The organism is Coleofasciculus sp. D1-CHI-01 (assembly GCF_040218875.1).
In the GTDB taxonomy this organism is placed as follows: Bacteria; Cyanobacteriota; Cyanobacteriia; order Cyanobacteriales; family Coleofasciculaceae; genus Coleofasciculus.
On record NZ_JAVJQP010000158.1, the window covers coordinates 1 to 16,501 of the forward strand.

A 16,501-nucleotide genomic window follows, 5' to 3' on the forward strand; every position below is an offset into this window, starting at 1 on the left:
ACAGTGGAGGGAATTAATCAAAAAATTAAGCTAATTAAAAGAAGAGGTTATGGGTTAAATAATTTTGATAATTTTAGAAGAAGGGTTCTGCTTAATTGGTATTTTGGCTAGTAATTTATCATAGTTAGTCTGAAAGAGCCATAATTCTTTCTGCTCAGGACTATCATCAGCTAACATTTCTCCTCTTTGTAAAATTTGCTGATAATAGCGAAGTAATGATTCTGCCCCAATCTTATTACTTTTGAGTATGCGATCGCGAATGTTTCTCAGATGTTCAGGATGATCGTTTTCTTCCCAATTTTCAATAATTTGCGACCTGACTAACTTTTTGATGTTCTGTGCTTCACTACCAGCAGGAATAGTATAGGTAATCATTTGGGTAATCCGACAAAGCTTTTGAGTTAAAAAAGGTTGACCGTTTGTCCATTTCAGAATTTCTCTGAGGACAGATCGAGGCTTTTCTACTTTACCTTCTAATCCCTGTGTTAACACCATCGCTTCGTCTAGACTAAAGCCACGTAATTCAATCGCTTGACCAATATTAAAAGGTGTTTTTGTCTTATCTTGAATCAAATCAGAGGGCGTGGCTACACCCAACAGTGCAAACGTCAAACGCTTATACTCTGGATTCTGGTCAAGTCTATTATAGCAGGATTGGATTAGGGTAAAAAGATCATCAGTCGGAAAACTTAAGTGCAGTAGACAATCAATTTCATCGATAAAAATAACAATGGGTTGAGGAATAATAGCTAACAAGACTTCCTCAATAAACTTACCTAAGCGTTGTACAGGCGATAAAGATTCATGCTCTTGCCACCACTGTCGCCATTTGACGCGATTCGCCAATTGTAATTTCCTGACTAAAAGATAAGCAATTCCCTGATACCATTGCTGTTCATTTGCCTGACGACCAATGCGAGTCAAATCAACCACCGCGCAGACAATTCCTTCAGCTTCTAACCGTTTCTTCGTTCGCACTCGTAAGCTAGATTTACCCATTAGTCGGGAATTACAGACGTAACAAAATATCCCTGCTTTCAACGCCTGATAAAGATCATTGTCTGCTTTACGCATGACATAACTGGGAGCATCTGGAGGTAAACTTCCGCCAACCTGGTAATATAAGTGAGGTTGTTTGGTAGAGGTCGGCACTAATGATGGTATCGGTAATTGTATCCCAATAATATCCTCTTGACTACCATCTTCAATCACTTTGTCAAATTGAGCTGTTGCATCGGCTATGTCGCCAATAACAAAGCTTTTCATTGCCTGACTGTAACGCAGTAAAGGTTTAAATCCAAATTCCTCTAACGGTTCTGCATAGGTTTCTACTAATGAAGTTAGGCGTAATACCTCTGCCATATCTATGTTCTCTCTTTTCACAGTTTCACTGAGAACCTCTGCCAATTTTTGCCCTGCTTCAGCCGGTTGCGTATACGCCAACGCCGTCCACTCCTGCGCCTCTCGTAAATCCTGCGTAGCCGGATCATATTCAGTAAGCTGCTGCGCTACATAATCAATCAAAAATGCACCCAATTCCTCCAATCTTTGTTGCCCAAACTGTTCTTTCAATTCCCTGAGTAACAGATTGCGAACTGGAATATCCATCTCATACATCTCATAGCCAACCTGCCGACATAAACGCGACAGCAACACCCGCGCTACTGCCGTCCAAGGTGTTTCTGGAATGAAGGTTGCCCAAATTTGGTAGAGCAAGTCAGGGGTGAGAACTAAAGGAAAGGCGGCGTGACAAGCTAGATTTAGATGGGCTTCCCCAAATTGTTTGGCAAACCCAACAATCCGCTCAACAGCGATTCGCTTTTCTCGTTCTGGGTTCGTTGTTGCCATGATTTCGATTGGGGATTGGGATGGGGAATTGGGGAAGACACAATACTGACTAATAGTATAAGCTAGCTTGAGTAAGCTATGATAACTTTAAGTAATAGTCCGTTACGCTTCGCTCTCCTCACGATGGTGGACTGATACAGCTAAAATAGTGGAATAGATTTGATGGTTTTTTGGGCGCACGTCAGTCATCCGTGTCAACTTAAGGTGAGAACTTTTCCCTGTAAGACTTTGAATTTCGTCGCCTTAATCTTAACCCCCCTTAATCCCCCCTTGCTAAGGGGGGAAATGTTCCCTCCCCTTTATAAGGGGAGGGCTAGGGTGGGGTAGAGTCAAGGTATTGCTTGGCTTTTCCGCTTAAGTTGACACCAATGCACGTCAGTGCGCCCCTACAGTTTCCGGACGTAATTCTAATCCCTCAAGTTAGGTGTGCCATGCCAATATAAAGTTGACATGTATCCTAATAATTCAACCCGTTTTAACGGGTTTCAGCTTTAGGTTCCGGAAATTGATTTCCCAACTTGATTTAGGGCTTGCTGACTTCCCGTTTGAGCGGATTTTAACTGGAGGTTTCAAAAATTTATTTCCCGGCTTTATTGCCCATCATCTATACATTTTATCCCCAACTCCATATCGCCCCCGCAATACGCTAATCGCCGCATTCATTCCCTGACGACTCATTTCAAACATTGGCACAAAACGGGCAATTTCCGCCGCTGTTGTATACAACCAACTATCATTCGGCATCGGGTTTAACCAAGCTGTATAACGCACCGACTGCTTTAACCGTTCCATCCAGTCTTGAGTCTGCTTCACCCGTTCAGCATCAAAATTCCCTCGTGCTGCACCTGCATCGCTGACAATCAAGACTACCGCCCGTTCCCCCACTTCTGCTAATACCTCATCCATTAATTGAGCATTCACTAAGGCTGGATGACGATATAAATACTCATCAACATAATCATGAAAATAAAATACACGAGTTTGTCGCAACCGCCCCCCTCGTTGGGCTGTTTCAACTAACTGTCGCGACAGCCGATGAAACGGCACCATTGAGTCTTCCTGATCAATCATTAACACCAAATCTGTGCGATTAATCCGACGCGGAATTAACACGGGTGTTAGTAAAACCCCTTGACGCCCCATCGTTTCCACTGTCGCTTCAATATCCAATTCTACGGGTACTCCTTCCCGTATCGGGCGACGCAAATAACGCCAACTTTGCTTCATTTGTCGCTTAGTAACGGGGAAATATTCAGTTAGCAACATATAGCGGGGGCGTTTGAATTCTTGATCCGGTTTATGGCGACGCACCGCCTGAACCACCTGCACCGGTTCATCCATGTCTAGGGTTTTACTGGGAGATTCCTCTAACTCCTGATTGGGTTGATCGGGTTGAGGTGGCGGGGATGGAGAGACAGAAGCCTGGGATGCGCGATCGCTCCCTTCCCCTAAATTGGTTTGCAAACCCGCCCACATCTGCTCAAACAGCCGTCGAATCAGTTGACATTCCGCCTCCGATGTCGCCCACACCAGACAGCACAACTGTTCCAACTCCAGCCGACTCCCCACACCCAAACCAGCCTGGAGCGATCGCACCACCACCAAATACTCATCTACCCCCAACGGTAAACCATGGCGCTGGCGCAGGCTGTTAAAAATGTCTAGCAATGGCAGTTCGTCATAAGTCATAATACCAATTTAATTTCAATTAAAACTCTATTAAATTTATTATTTTACCTTAAAATTAATGCATCTAAATAATTAGCTTTATCAACGTAAGTATTCGGACAAAATAAAACAGTACTGTATTAAGTTTCGTAAACCGCCCTCAAACCCTTACTGTTCCCTGTTCCCTAATCTCAACCGTTAACTTTAATTGTGTCCACCTACGTAACCCGTTTTAACGGGTTTTAGCTTTGAGCCAGAAATTTATTTCTTGGCTCTTGTTCCATTTTCACCCATTCTTATTACTTAAAATACCGCAAATGATCCTCCCACTTCTTCAACAACACCTCAGGAAACAGCAAATCCCCCTCAAGCTGTTTTAACACCTCATCCTGGGGAAACTGCTGCAACACCGCCACCCAATCCAATAACTCACTCGTACTCACCTTTTTCCCCGACTTCCCCTTCACCATCTTCTCTCGCAACTCAGTAAATCGCTCTACCGCCGCCTCAACTAACGCTGGCGTCAATGCCGGAAAATGAGCGTTAATAATCTCAACTAACTGGTTTGACCCCGGAAACTCAAAAAAAGAATTGTAAGTCCCTGGACATAAATTCTGTACACTGTACTCAGAAAGGTTAACAAGCCTCAAATCATTCTTGTTCCTTCCTGCTTCCCTCCTAATCTCAACCGTTAACTTTAATGAAAGTCCGACTAAATATCTTGGGGATATTCCTTCCACAATGAAGTGGTGTGATGTAGACTCTGGTGATTGCCATTTCCCAAAATCAGGTGATCCACTAAAGGTGTTTCGATTAGCAGCGCCCCCTGCAAAAGCTGTTTGGTCAAAGAAATGTCATCCTCAGAAGGTTCAACACTACCCGTTGGATGACTATGCCCTACAATAAACCGCGTCGCCCCATGGCGCAAAACAGCTTGTAAAATCTCGCGAGGACAGGCTAATGTCTGTGTTGCTGTACCAACTGAGATGAGTTTAATCCCCAATAAGTGATTTTTCACATCCAACAGTAATACAGCAAAACGTTCCTGAGTTTGCCACATTAACTCATGACTGAAAGCCGCCGCCGCCGCCATGGGACTATCAATTATAGTGCCTTCTGTGGGGCGAGACTGAAAGGCGCGTTTTCCCAGTTCAATGGCGGCTAGCATCGTGGCAGCTTTGGCGGGTCCGACGCCATGGATACGCATTAACTCTTGAGGGGAGATATCTCGCAATACCGCCATAGGATCGCGTTCATCTTGACTCAATTGCTGCAAAATATATTGTCCTAAACCTACTGCCGAAAGTTTACCTTTCCCCTGACCTGTGGCAAGTAAAATAGCAATCAGTTCCGCTGTCGCCAAATTTTTGGCACCGATCGCCATTAATCGTTCCCGTGGACGTTCGCTAGCAGGAATATCGGCAATTCTAAGGCTATAGGTCATAACGCTACCCCATCACTCCGGGACAAGTCGGTCATTATCAGCTTCGGTTTAATACTTACCCGTTGGTATTCTTGAAGGCTCCAAGGCAGAAGGCTCTTAGGCAGAAGGTAAGTAGTAAGATGGCAAGGTAAAAGTCAAAAATCACTGTCTAGACGGACATGATATCATGGCTGAGATTTAATTGCTATATTAATAGAATTTTGCACTCAAATTCGTCAAGTTAGGCGATTAGTGATTGGGGATTAGTGATTGGGGGGTGAGGTCTGACCCGCCATTAACTGTGGTCTTTTCACCCTGAAGGGGTGACTGAAGCGATACTCTAACGATGATGTAGATTGTGGAGGAGTTCTATATCAACATATCGCTTATCTCCAGCATCTCCAGCGAGAACGGTAAAGGGTTGATCGGGTTCTCCGAAATGATTTAACACGAGTACCGCCTGGGTAAAATCTTGGTCTTTTGTATAATTGTTGACTGTAATGAGTGTCGTGATACCTGCTTGTGTAGCCGCCATTAAACCCTGATCAGAATCTTCGATCGCTAAACAGTCTTGGGGTGGCAAATCCATTTGCCGCAGTACATAGTTGTAAATATCGGGGGCGGGTTTTTTGGCGGGGACGATATCACCCGCCGCGATCGCGTCAAACCACGCCGGACTCTCATCCCCTAGGGTATGCTGCAAAAGCGCAGTTACATTAGTCGGGGCGGTAGTGGTGGCGATCGCTAACCGAATTCCTTGCGATCGCGCCGCTTTAATTAATCGTTGCACACCAAGACGTAGGGGGATAGAACCCGTGGTGATCAGTTGGCGATAATGTTGAGTTTTTGCCCGGTGCAGATTAGCAATGAACTCGTCGAAATTGCTAGGAGGTTGGAAGTCGGGGCGATATTGGTTTAAATAATAGCGGATACGTTCTTTCCCCCCAGCCACCGCGAGTAATTCACCATAGAGGGAAACAGACCAATTCCAATCGAATCCAGCTTCAGCAAAGGCGCGGTTAAATGCTACTCGGTGTCCCTCTTGTTCGGTATTGGCTAACGTCCCATCAACGTCAAAGATTAATGCTCGAAGTTTGGTCATTGATTATTGGTCTTATGTCTGATGTCAGCAACTATACCGACATAAGATGTAAACACGCAAGCGGCTTTTGGAAACGAACACAACCTTGTTCTGGGAAAAGATGCGGAAAAAAGTTGTAGGTTTGCTTGACGCATGTTACTCAACAGAAACTAGGGATCAAAGCCCTGACTACAAGCCGAATCTAATCCATTAAATTAGGTGTGCCATGCCACTATCGATGTCTTGCACGCTTGCTACCCCCGCCGCCTGAATTTGACCGACTTAACACCAATCAGATTTAATAGGGGACAAGCATTAAGGTCAATCAGGCAATTTGAGATGATTCTTCGCCAACTGATAGCATTCCTAGTCGCGATCGCTCTATTCGTTCATCCTCTATCTGCTCAAGCGGCTGACTATCCGCCTCCCTTATCCTACAGTCACGCCCAACTCACAGGCAAAGACTTTTCCGCTCAAAATTTACAGACGGCTGAATTTGCCAATGCCAATTTACAATTAAGTAATTTTGCCTATGCTGACTTGCGAGGTGCTATTTTTAGTGGTTCGGTGATGACGAATGCCAATTTGCACGGTGCGGATTTAAGCTATGGTATGTTAGATCAGGCAGATTTGACGGGAGCAGATTTAAGTGATGTGATTTTAGTCGAAACTCTCTTACTTGGATCAGTGTTTGATAATACATTAATTACGGGAGCTGACTTCACTGATGCCCTTCTAGACGGCGCACAACTGAAACACTTATGTCAGCAGGCTTCAGGGATTAATTCTAAAACGGGTGTAGCCACAAACGATTCTCTCGGTTGTTCTTAATGTCTGTGTACAGGCTTGTCATTCCCCTGCGTTAAAGATTTGTTGTGCTGTCAAGTTCAACTCTGGGAATGTTGGGGATTCGATGAGGTTATCTCCCCTAAACTGACTAACCTGGTACTCACCCTCAACTAGCTGGTAGATCGAAAAAGTGGGTGGCTTTGGATTGCCAATAAACCGTCTACCGCCTAACCCCAAGTAATCAACAATCCAATATTCTGGAATGCCCATTTCTTCATAATCCCTGGCTTTGGTCAGGTAATCGTCTCGCCAGTTGGTGCTGACCACTTCTACTGCTAGTTTGACTGACTTTCCCTGGGAGATAGTTGATGATTTCTTCCACAGTGGCTCATCGTGCAAGGCGTCTTTGTCCAAGACTATAACATCGGGCTGATAACCTGATGGAATACTAGGAGGTTTAACGAGGTAGGTTCTAGGAATGAAGTAGCGGAGGCTTTTGCGATCAAGTTCTACATTTAGCTTGCGGTTGAGAAAAGCGGCAACCTCTTCGTGGTCTCCAGTTGGATTCATCTCAACTATGACTCCCTCATACAGTTCATAACGCCCTCGTCCATCGGGATACCACGCCAGAAACTCTTCAAATGTTAATAGTTTTAGTACAGACTGAATCATGGCTTAAGCTCCTATCTCGGTCAAAAAATCCATCCCCTTGTTGAACAAGTCTTCCTCTGTTTCAGTGTAGCGACTCGTTTGGTTTTGATTAAACCCCAGAAGTGGAAATTTATGTAATCCAAATCAATTGACCAATCTCTCAGTATGCACTGAGCAGACGCGATATTGTACCTGAGAAAGAAGCATAGGTTCAGAATTCAGACTAAAGTAGTATACAAATCGTTATAAATACCTGCTCTGAGGAGAAAAATTCATGCCAGCCCACGCTTTTACTTCCACCTTGAGGAAACTAACCGCCTGTTTAGGTCTAGCCAGTCTCGGTACCGCGATCGCACTACCCGCCAACAGCGTCACCGACTCCCCTCGTCTCTTAAAGGCAGAACCTGGACTCCACCTGATCGCTCAACGGGGTGTGAGCAATATAGCCGATGAACTCGAAACCGCTAACGACGCTTTCTCCACCCTGACGGCTGCAATCAAAACCGCCGGACTCACCTCAGCACTAGCTGGGAGGAGACCCATTACCATTTTTGCTCCCACCGATGAAGCCTTTGCTGCTTTACCAGAGGGAACTGTGGCAACGTTACTTCAACCCCAAAACCGATCGCGATTAACTGAAATCCTCACCTATCATGTTGTTCCCGGTAACATTAACACCTTTGGCTTAACTCCTGGTTCGACCTTGCGGTTAACCACTCTAGCAGGTAAACCCGTAACCATACGAGTTAGCAATGCTAGCGAAGTTTTTGTCAATGATGTACCTGTGATTCTGGCAGATATTCCTGCCTCTAACGGTATGATTCACGGAATTAGCGGGGTTCTATTACCCTAATGGAGTAGGGGCTTGGTTACCAAGCCCCTACTATCGTTTTTTACCCCCCTATCTAAACCAAATGACTCAACCAAGGACTCACTTCCACAGACAAAAGTTGACCAAGCTGAAGCAACTGGCGTAGTCGGATAATAGTCCAAGGATTTGCCGCCGTAAGCTGCGCCTGATTGTGTCCATTCTTTTGGTCACTCAGGCGTTGGGCTTGAATCGCCAGTTCACACTGCGGCACGATTGATGTGTGTAAACAGTTGAAATAGAGTTCCTGACAACGGTCTAACGCTAAACCGAGGCTTAACCGATTGCCAATCTCAATCAACCGATCAATCTGGCGGATATCCTCGCCGAGGGTATCGGGATCACCCTCATGCAAAAGTTGCCACAGCGATCGCCAAATTAATGTCTCCAGAGTTGGCTTGGCTTCTGGGATATTCAGATGACAGCGTAGGTGTCCCGCTTCTATGGCGATCGCTTCCAGTTCGGCTATCTGAGCGTTGATAGCTTGGGGATCACTCACCTCCATGTCTAAAGCTTTAATCGCAATCAGACAACGGTTGGATAAAGCAATTTCTGCTGCCACTTGTAATTCTTTCGGTACGGGCAATTCATCCCGATGGAAAGCCATCAGCACGCCATAATTATCCCGGTACATCTGGTTATACAGCTGATCTAATCGGGTCAGGGTTTCCTGACTAATTAGCTGCATAATCCGTTGCCGTTCCTCAGCAAACAGATTCTGTAAACTAAACGACTGCTCACCAAACATCTGATTCATTGCCAGAATCGTATGGGCAGCACTGGCTTGCTTAAGGGCATCAAAAATCTTATCCCTCAACTGGGTATATGCCCGACGTCCGCTAAAGGGTTGGATACAGCAGTGGAAGTCCCAGCCGCCGATATGGAGAACGGCAAAGACCAATTCCATATTTTCCCAGGTAATCTCCGACACCAGTCGCAATTGACCCACTGCCAATGTTAGAGAACCCATGCGTTGAAGTTGATAGTCAAGCTGGTGCGCTTCGTAGCAGTAGAGGCGTTCTTGTTGGGAATAGTTGGTAAATAAGGAACTAATCGCGTAATGTGCAGCAACTTGTTGAAAGGTAATTTGCGACGATACAACCAGTTGCCGATAGACCCCATCCCCGGTTTTAAAGCAGTCTACATTACTCGGTGCTACAAGTAGGCGATCCAAGAACCCTAGCTCAAGCTGGATACCCGCCACCTCCCCAGCTAACTCCAACGCCCGTGCTGCATAGCGTAAAATCTGTACCCCTTCTGGACGGGAGATTTCCTCAAAGAACCAGCCACAACTGGTATACATCAGCATGGCGTGGCGCTGCATTTCCAACAGCCGCAGGGCATCGATTTGGTCGGTGGGAGAGAGGGGCGCAACGCTGTGACGGTTCAGAAATTGCTTCACATTGTCCAACGAGCGATTCTCGTTCCGAGACGATACGCGATCGCGCAATACCTGGATATACTCATCCCGCGCCGCCCAAGGATCACGGAAAAACTGACGCCCCCTCTCGTCATACACCGGAATCAACTGATCCCGCAGCCAGTTCAAACTTTCTCGCAGGGGACGCCGCCATTTTTGATGCCAACCCCCGCCGCCACCACAGCCGCAGTCATCTTGCCAACGGTTAACGCCGTGGGAACAACTCCAAGCGGTTACGGGTTTGAGAATCACTTCCCAAGTGGGGGGACTGATGCTGAGATAATGAGCAAAGTTGGTCACCGTCCAGTTACGGCGGGGAAAGACTTGGGTAAAAGCATGGGCGATACACATTTCCGTGTGGCGTTTGTGATGTCCAAAGGTTTCCCCATCGGTTGCCACACTGATAATCTGGGAGGGACGGTGATCCCCATGAATCGCGATCCCTAAACGACCCGCAAAATGTTCGGAACTACTGAGAACATCGCTAAAGCCCATATCCCGTGAGATGGGACCGTCGTAGAAAAAGATGTCGATAAATTCACCGTTTTCGAGGAAACAACGGTAAGGGCGGCTGGGATCGATCTGACCCCCACCCACTTCATGCCATTTAGGATCAGGATTGTCTTCGGTTGGCAAAATCCGACAGCGTTCAGCTTGGGAGGGTGCGAGAATGATAAACTTAATCCCTTCTGCCACTAACACTTCCAGGGTGGGGTAATCTACCGCCGTTTCCGCCAGCCACATCCCTTCGGGATCACGACCAAAGCGAGAGCGGAAATCTTCCATTCCCCAACGGATTTGGGTGTATTTATCCCGTTCATTGGCGAGGGGAAGAATGATATGGTTATAGACTTGCGCGATCGCATTGCCATGACCGTTGAGCCGTTGACAACTCTTGTGATCCGCCTCTATGATTCGCTCATACACTTCCATGTCGTAGCGTTCCAACCACGACATCAGCGTCGGACCAATATTAAAGCTGAGATATTCAAAGGTATTAACGATCCCCACCACTTCGCCGTAACCATTTAACACCCGAGCAAAGGCGTTGGGGCGATAGCATTCGTGATGAATCCGCTCATTCCAGTTATGAAACGGAGCCGCCGAGGGCTGACGTTCAATCGTATCCAGATAAGGATTTTCACGGGGGGGTTGATAAAAATGCCCGTGAACAGTTACGTAGACGCCCCTAGCTGTCTGTAGGGGATCATGGTCTCGCCCAACCTCCTCAGATAAGGTAGGGATGGGATTTGCCGCAGCTTGTGAAGCTGAAAGTTCAGCAGCAGAAGTCATTTAGATCACCAAATTCCACAGAAAACGTAGTCAGACAGATTCCCTTACTCTAGTCATTTTCGCTCTTGAGTAGGGATAAGTTGAGAGATTCGCTAAACGAATTTTGGGTTGGAAGCTAGCCATTTCAGTAGAGAACGCCAGCTCGGTATAAGTAGTCGGACAAAAGTAAAGTTAACGGTGAGGATTGTCATTCGTCATTCGTCCTTTGTCCTTTGTAAGGATTTGACTCTCCTTCTCATTTCTTAGTACAGTGTACGGAATGTATACGCAGATCCTTAGAAAAAAGCATTGACACCAGTGGCTAAACTTGCATTTAGGGATGAACGTGTAACAATCTGTCCCTTCAGTTTTTTATTCAACCGCAAGATTTACTGAAAATCGATAAAACTTCATATAACGTTGCGGTCAGTTCACAAAACTTAGACGCACTATAACAACTCTTGCCGATTATTGCACATCTTCCTGGGGAGATGGGGGAGATGGGGGAGCTGGGGAAGCAGGGGAAGCTGGGGGAGCTGGGGAAGCTGGGGAAGTTAACTCAAAACTCTACCTTACCTATTGCCCATTGCCTGTTCCCTGTTCCCTGTTCCCTAACCAATGACAAATCCTAATCCTGACCGTTAACGTAAATCTGTGCCTCTTTGCTGGTTCTTATATGCTGAACAAAAACACGATTCTGTCACTGTTGTTACTTTTTGTCCCCATTTCCATCGCCGCGCATTTTCTGGAATGGGGATCAGCTATAGTGTTTATTACCTCCTGTGTGGCGATCGTTCCCCTAGCGGCGTGGATGGGAACGGCGACGGAGGAAATTGCGGTTGTAGCAGGACCTACCTTTGGTGGGTTGCTGAATGCCACATTTGGTAATGCGACAGAACTGATTATTGCCCTGATTGCCCTCAATGCTGGCTTAGTCAATGTGGTTAAAGCCACGATTACGGGATCAATTATTGGCAACTTGCTGCTGGTGATGGGCTTATCTATGCTTTTGGGGGGATTACGCTACAAGGAACAGGACTTTCAACCGATTGTGGCACGGGTAAATGCGTCCTCAATGAATTTGGCTGTCATTGCCATGTTGCTACCGACGGCGATGGATGCTACGACGCCTGACATTGATGAAGCGACGTTACAAAGATTATCGGTTGCTGTGGCGGGGGTGTTGATTGTGGTTTATGCTCTTACCTTATTATTTTCGATGAAAACCCACAGCTATCTATTGGATGTGGGCATGGTGGATGTTGAGCCCCAAGAGGGGGATGGTACTTCTTCCCCCACTGAGGAACCGGAACATCAGGTGAATTTAGGCTTGTGGATTGGCGTGTTACTTGGAGTCACCCTTTTGGTGGCGTTAGAGTCGGAACTGTTGGTGGGGACGTTGGAGGAAGCTACCTCCCAGTTAGGATTAACTGCCCTATTTACAGGGGTGATTCTATTGCCTATTATTGGCAATGCCGCCGAACACGCTACGGCGGTGACAGTGGCGATGAAAAATAAGATGGATTTGTCGGTGTCGGTGGCGGTGGGATCAAGTTTACAAATTGCCCTATTTGTCGCCCCTGTCTTAGTGATTGCGGGTTGGTTTTTGGGTCAGCCGATGGACTTGGATTTTAACCCCTTTGAACTGGTAGCTGTAGCTGTGGCGGTGTTAATCGCCAATTCCATTAGTTCGGATGGAAAATCGAACTGGTTGGAAGGAATTTTGCTAATTGCGGCTTATTTGGTGTTGGGGTTGGCATTTTACTTCCATCCGGTTGTGGAAGGATTAGCATAACCTTGTAGAGACGTTGCATGCAACGTCTCTACAGGCTGATTTAACCAGCCCTAATTCGACTTCAGTTGATAATCACAGGTTGGGGGCATATTACAAAAGAAGACACTATAGCCAGGAATTTCCAGCGTCTCACCCTGACGATTCGTGATAAAGCCTAATCCTTCGGTTTCCGCACACCCTGGATATCCCGACAAGTCATAGCGGGCAGATTCGTTACTCAAATTAAAAATACACAAGATTCGCTGTTCGGCATAGTCCCGGATAAAGGCAAAAATCGGTTCCTCTGTCTCCAGGATTTCCAAGTTACCGGCTTCTAAGGCTGGTTGTTTTTTGCGCCAGTGAAGTAAACGACGCCAGGTATTTAGCAAGGAGTTCGGATCTCGATTTTGCAGATTCACCGCCCGTTGATAATGACCATCGGGAACAGGTAGCCAGGGTTTTTCTGCCGTGGTAAATCCGGCGTGGGGGGCATCCGCTTGCCAAGGCATTGGCGTGCGGGAACCGTCTCGTCCTTTAATCGCTGGATAAAGGGCTTGACCAAAGGGATCTTTAATATCGTCCACAGGAATATCTTCGGGGATTCTTGCCTCAGTTAACCCTAGTTCATCACCCTGGTAGAGACAGATTGCACCCGGTAAAGAGAGGAGCAGTGCCGCAATCATGTGATAAAATTCCTCTGGATAAGGATTTCCCTGAGCATCCTTTCCAGTCCAGCGCGATCGCAAGCGACCATAGTCATGATTACCGACAATCCAACAATCACCGCCTTCGGTAAAGTTACTTAGCACTTTTTCCATCATCCGTTGCATGAGTCTAGCGCTGATGGGTTCATCGACGAGAAGCCCACTATGATATGCCATGTGTAACCGCTCATCACCTTGGACAAATTCACTGGCAAGGGCAATCGAATCTTCACAGAACGTCACTTCGCCTAAGGCAACCGTACCCGGATACTGATCCATTAAATCACGGATAGGTTTGAGGGCGTCTAAGGTTTCTCGACGGCAGAAGTTGTACTTAAACAATTGCCGAACCACGGGATTATCAGGGGCGACACCATCAGGTAAAGACGCATCATCCGGGCGAACGGGGTTATCCCGCAATTGAGCGTCGTGCATGAAAAAGTTAGGCGCATCGATGCGGAAACCATCAATTCCTAAATCCAACCAGAATTTTGCCCGTTCCAAAATTGCGTCAACCACATCTGGATTGTGCCAGTTCAGGTCAGGTTGGCTTTCTAAGAAATTATACAGATAAAATTGTTTACGTTCGGGTGCCCATTGCCAAGCACTGTGACCCATAAATGCTGATAACCAGTTGTTGGGGGGCGAACCATCAGGCTTAGGATCTGCCCAAATATACCAGTCTGCTTTAGGATTATTTTTATTTTGCCGACTTTCGAGAAACCAAGGATGTTTTTCCGAGGTATGACTCCAAACTTGATCGAGCAGAACTTTCAATCCCATGGAATGAGCCACTGCCAGTAATCGTTTAAAATCCTCTAGAGAGCCAAAAAGCGGGTCGATATCCCGCATATTGGTAATGTCATAGCCAAAATCCTCCATTGGGGATTCATAAATCGGACATAGCCAGATGGCATCGACACCGAGAGAGGTAATGTAATCGAGTTGTTCAATAATCCCATTCAAGTCACCGACACCATTACCATCACTGTCCTTAAAACTCTGCGGAGAAATCTGATAAATAACCGCATTCTGCCACCATTCGCCTTGGTGTTTCACATTACGCGCATCTTCCCACGTCCATGCCCGACGATTGAGTACAGGAGTTTGCCACCAAGCTTCTCTTTTTGTTGAGGTACTTTTGTGGGGTTTTGACATATCCATAAGTTGCATAATTGAATCCTTTGTTAATGATGAGTTTAGAAAGAATGACGAATGAAATTGGCTGAAACTCATTGACTTCAACCTCAATAGTTGTCCTTCTTTTTATTTAGATTGGGATTCTCTTAAAGGAGATGAACCTCAGCCGCCTGCCAATCTTGCACTCACAGTCAGCATCTATGCGAGATTCTTTCCTGAGTATTAACCAACCCTAATATTGGTACATGAACTTCACTCAGCTTAGAGCGCTTCAGCATACTGAGGTGAGTGCATCATGGACGACTAACTAAATTGTAGACTTCTGGCTCTTAGACTTACCTCTCTCCAAGGGATTAACACTGACTCATCCCCATATCGTTCAGGAGATGTAAATCAATACTCGGCAACTTTGTAAATAAATGTAAACAAAAAACCTCCTAGCTTCAACGACGTATTACACTGATCAAAATTATTCCCTGGCTTCCAGACGTTCAACCGGAGGAGTCTCTACTCTCCATGCTTTCAGTTTAAGTTGACACCTGTGAAGAGGAAGCCATCAATACCAAAGATTAGGGATAACAAAGCCCAACCCCAAGAATAATCCACTCCAAAAATGCAGCTTAACGGCGATAAATTTACAATTGCTGACTTTTTTGGGTTGATCATGATAGCAGCCAACATGCTTCACTAACTCAAGGGCAAAGGGTAAACTCAGAACAATTAATCCTGTCCAAACCGGAAACATCCCCAATACGATCAACAAACCCGTAAGGGCAAAAATGCTGCCACTTAACCAAGGGAGTAGATTAGCACCACCTTGAGTTCCCAAGCGAACAATCGGCGATCGCTTCCCGGCGACTATATCGTCTTCAACTTGGTGGAAATGGGAGCAAAATAAAATAATTGAGGTACTAATACCAATAATGATTGAAGCCGCTAACCCCATTGACGAGAAGGTTTGGGCTTGGGAGTAGTAAGCCGCCGCCACCGCCATCGGACCGAAGGTAAAAAAGCAAATAACCTCACCTAACCCTTGGTAACCCAGGCGGAAGGGAGGACCTTGGTAACTATACCCCAAAGCGCAGCAAAGCAAGACAATGCCAATCACCGTCCAATCCCGTTGCCACCATGCGATCGCGATGATTCCCAGGATACCTGCGGCTAAAAATAGATTACTCAACCCAAAAATTAACGCTTTATTCCCGGTTAAATTCACCAGGGAATGGGGTTTATTGTGATCAATCCCTGTCTCTGAATCAAATACATCATTACTAAGGTTAAGCCAAGCAATAATTAAAATAGCTGACAGTAAAAATGTGCTAAAAATGCCCCAATGAATAATATGAGTTTCCCTGTAGGCTACAGCCGTACCAATCCAAATTGGAATGATCGCCACGCTGTACATCGGCGGTTTAAGCGCCGCTAACCATAACTTATTTTGGGAATGAGAAATGAACTTTGTGGTCATGATAGCAAGTTAGACATCCAGTAAACTAGCGCTGATCCAATTAGCAATAAATCCTTGTTTTCCCTGTTTGGGTCTAGAAATCGGATCAAAAAGGTACTCTATTTTACAACGTATTACTGATAACTTATGACTTTTTCCCAAGATGAGTGAAGGTGACGCTGGGTCTTCACCACCATAGGACAAGCCTCCGAGGGAACGATGGTAATCCCCCGTCGCCACGGTTGTACAGATGTGTCGGGGTCAATCGCCAACTGATAGCGGGATAGAACCGTTGCCAGAACCAGTTTCATTTCAAATAGGGACAAAGCCATGCCGATACAGCTACGACTACCGCCGCCGAAGTTCTTTACAGACAGCCGTAAGATAGGGGAGTTGCGCGATCGCTTCAGGGTCTG

The 16,501-nt window shown here is 46.1% G+C and carries 12 protein-coding genes and 2 pseudogenes; 4 read left to right on the plus strand and 10 right to left on the minus strand.

Features of this window, described 5'->3' with window-relative positions; translation table 11 throughout:
• A partial coding sequence (locus tag RIB93_RS27770) for a transposase (protein ID WP_446373407.1) occupies window positions 1-111 on the plus strand: 111 nt, incomplete at its 5' end.
• Between the two features lie 291 nt (window positions 112-402).
• Here RIB93_RS27770 and RIB93_RS27775 read toward each other — a convergent pair.
• The 5 genes and pseudogenes from RIB93_RS27775 to RIB93_RS27795 all read right to left on the minus strand — a co-directional run.
• Window positions 403-1,848, minus strand: a pseudogene (locus RIB93_RS27775) (AAA-like domain-containing protein); the annotation flags it as partial.
• Between the two features lie 600 nt (window positions 1,849-2,448).
• Complete coding sequence (locus RIB93_RS27780; RefSeq protein WP_446377761.1) at window positions 2,449-3,537, minus strand: VWA domain-containing protein; 1,089 nt, start codon at window positions 3,535-3,537, stop codon at window positions 2,449-2,451.
• 278 nt (window positions 3,538-3,815) lie between these two features.
• The gene (locus RIB93_RS27785; protein WP_446377763.1) at window positions 3,816-4,166 is read right to left on the minus strand and encodes a hypothetical protein; all 351 of its coding nucleotides are present in this window, start codon (window positions 4,164-4,166) and stop codon (window positions 3,816-3,818) included.
• Between the two features lie 62 nt (window positions 4,167-4,228).
• Window positions 4,229-4,960: a RadC family protein gene (gene radC / locus RIB93_RS27790; RefSeq protein ID WP_446377765.1), complete on the minus strand. Its 732-nt coding sequence runs from the start codon at window positions 4,958-4,960 to the stop codon at window positions 4,229-4,231.
• Between the two features lie 319 nt (window positions 4,961-5,279).
• A complete protein-coding gene (locus RIB93_RS27795; RefSeq protein ID WP_446377767.1) occupies window positions 5,280-6,041 on the minus strand; it encodes an HAD family hydrolase in 762 nt (253 codons plus the stop codon).
• Window positions 6,042-6,359: 318 nt separating this feature from the next.
• On the opposite strand from RIB93_RS27795, the gene RIB93_RS27800 reads away from it, so the two are divergent.
• The gene (locus tag RIB93_RS27800; protein WP_446377769.1) at window positions 6,360-6,851 is read left to right on the plus strand and encodes a pentapeptide repeat-containing protein; all 492 of its coding nucleotides are present in this window, start codon (window positions 6,360-6,362) and stop codon (window positions 6,849-6,851) included.
• A gap of 18 nt (window positions 6,852-6,869) precedes the next feature.
• Here the strand turns inward: RIB93_RS27800 and RIB93_RS27805 are convergent, their stop codons facing one another.
• Window positions 6,870-7,481 carry a Uma2 family endonuclease gene (locus RIB93_RS27805; protein WP_446377771.1) on the minus strand — a complete coding sequence of 204 codons (612 nt, stop codon included), beginning with the start codon at window positions 7,479-7,481 and terminating at the stop codon, window positions 6,870-6,872.
• 253 nt (window positions 7,482-7,734) lie between these two features.
• Between RIB93_RS27805 and RIB93_RS27810 the strand changes: the two genes are divergently transcribed.
• Complete coding sequence (locus RIB93_RS27810) at window positions 7,735-8,313, plus strand: fasciclin domain-containing protein (RefSeq protein WP_446377773.1); 579 nt, start codon at window positions 7,735-7,737, stop codon at window positions 8,311-8,313.
• A gap of 52 nt (window positions 8,314-8,365) precedes the next feature.
• Here RIB93_RS27810 and RIB93_RS27815 read toward each other — a convergent pair whose 3' ends face one another.
• Complete coding sequence (locus tag RIB93_RS27815; RefSeq protein ID WP_446377775.1) at window positions 8,366-11,041, minus strand: DUF3536 domain-containing protein; 2,676 nt, start codon at window positions 11,039-11,041, stop codon at window positions 8,366-8,368.
• Window positions 11,042-11,696: 655 nt separating this feature from the next.
• On the opposite strand from RIB93_RS27815, the gene cax reads away from it, so the two are divergent.
• Window positions 11,697-12,815 carry a calcium/proton exchanger gene (gene cax, locus RIB93_RS27820; RefSeq protein ID WP_446377777.1) on the plus strand — a complete coding sequence of 373 codons (1,119 nt, stop codon included), beginning with the start codon at window positions 11,697-11,699 and terminating at the stop codon, window positions 12,813-12,815.
• 50 nt (window positions 12,816-12,865) lie between these two features.
• On the opposite strand, the gene RIB93_RS27825 is transcribed toward cax, so the two are convergent.
• The 3 genes and pseudogenes from RIB93_RS27825 to RIB93_RS27835 all read right to left on the minus strand — a co-directional run.
• Window positions 12,866-14,662 carry an alpha-glucosidase family protein gene (locus RIB93_RS27825; protein WP_446377808.1) on the minus strand — a complete coding sequence of 599 codons (1,797 nt, stop codon included), beginning with the start codon at window positions 14,660-14,662 and terminating at the stop codon, window positions 12,866-12,868.
• Between the two features lie 532 nt (window positions 14,663-15,194).
• A complete protein-coding gene (gene menA, locus RIB93_RS27830; protein ID WP_446377779.1) occupies window positions 15,195-16,106 on the minus strand; it encodes a 2-carboxy-1,4-naphthoquinone phytyltransferase in 912 nt (303 codons plus the stop codon).
• A gap of 113 nt (window positions 16,107-16,219) precedes the next feature.
• Window positions 16,220-16,447: pseudogene (locus RIB93_RS27835) on the minus strand (cytochrome P450); the annotation flags it as partial.
• Between the last annotated feature and the right edge of the window lie 54 nt (window positions 16,448-16,501).

Excerpts from the sequence above, each read along its gene's own strand:
- RIB93_RS27805 (WP_446377771.1), bottom strand. The coding sequence starts at position 7,481 with ATGATTCAGTCTGTACTAAAACTATTAACATTTGAAGAGTTTCTGGCG.
- radC (WP_446377765.1), bottom strand. The coding sequence starts at position 4,960 with ATGACCTATAGCCTTAGAATTGCCGATATTCCTGCTAGCGAACGTCCA.
- RIB93_RS27780 (WP_446377761.1), bottom strand. The coding sequence starts at position 3,537 with ATGACTTATGACGAACTGCCATTGCTAGACATTTTTAACAGCCTGCGC.
- cax (WP_446377777.1), top strand. The coding sequence starts at position 11,697 with ATGCTGAACAAAAACACGATTCTGTCACTGTTGTTACTTTTTGTCCCC.
- menA (WP_446377779.1), bottom strand. The coding sequence starts at position 16,106 with ATGACCACAAAGTTCATTTCTCATTCCCAAAATAAGTTATGGTTAGCG.
- RIB93_RS27815 (WP_446377775.1), bottom strand. The coding sequence starts at position 11,041 with ATGACTTCTGCTGCTGAACTTTCAGCTTCACAAGCTGCGGCAAATCCC.
- RIB93_RS27795 (WP_446377767.1), bottom strand. The coding sequence starts at position 6,041 with ATGACCAAACTTCGAGCATTAATCTTTGACGTTGATGGGACGTTAGCC.
- RIB93_RS27825 (WP_446377808.1), bottom strand. The coding sequence starts at position 14,662 with ATGGATATGTCAAAACCCCACAAAAGTACCTCAACAAAAAGAGAAGCT.
- RIB93_RS27800 (WP_446377769.1), top strand. The coding sequence starts at position 6,360 with ATGATTCTTCGCCAACTGATAGCATTCCTAGTCGCGATCGCTCTATTC.
- RIB93_RS27810 (WP_446377773.1), top strand. The coding sequence starts at position 7,735 with ATGCCAGCCCACGCTTTTACTTCCACCTTGAGGAAACTAACCGCCTGT.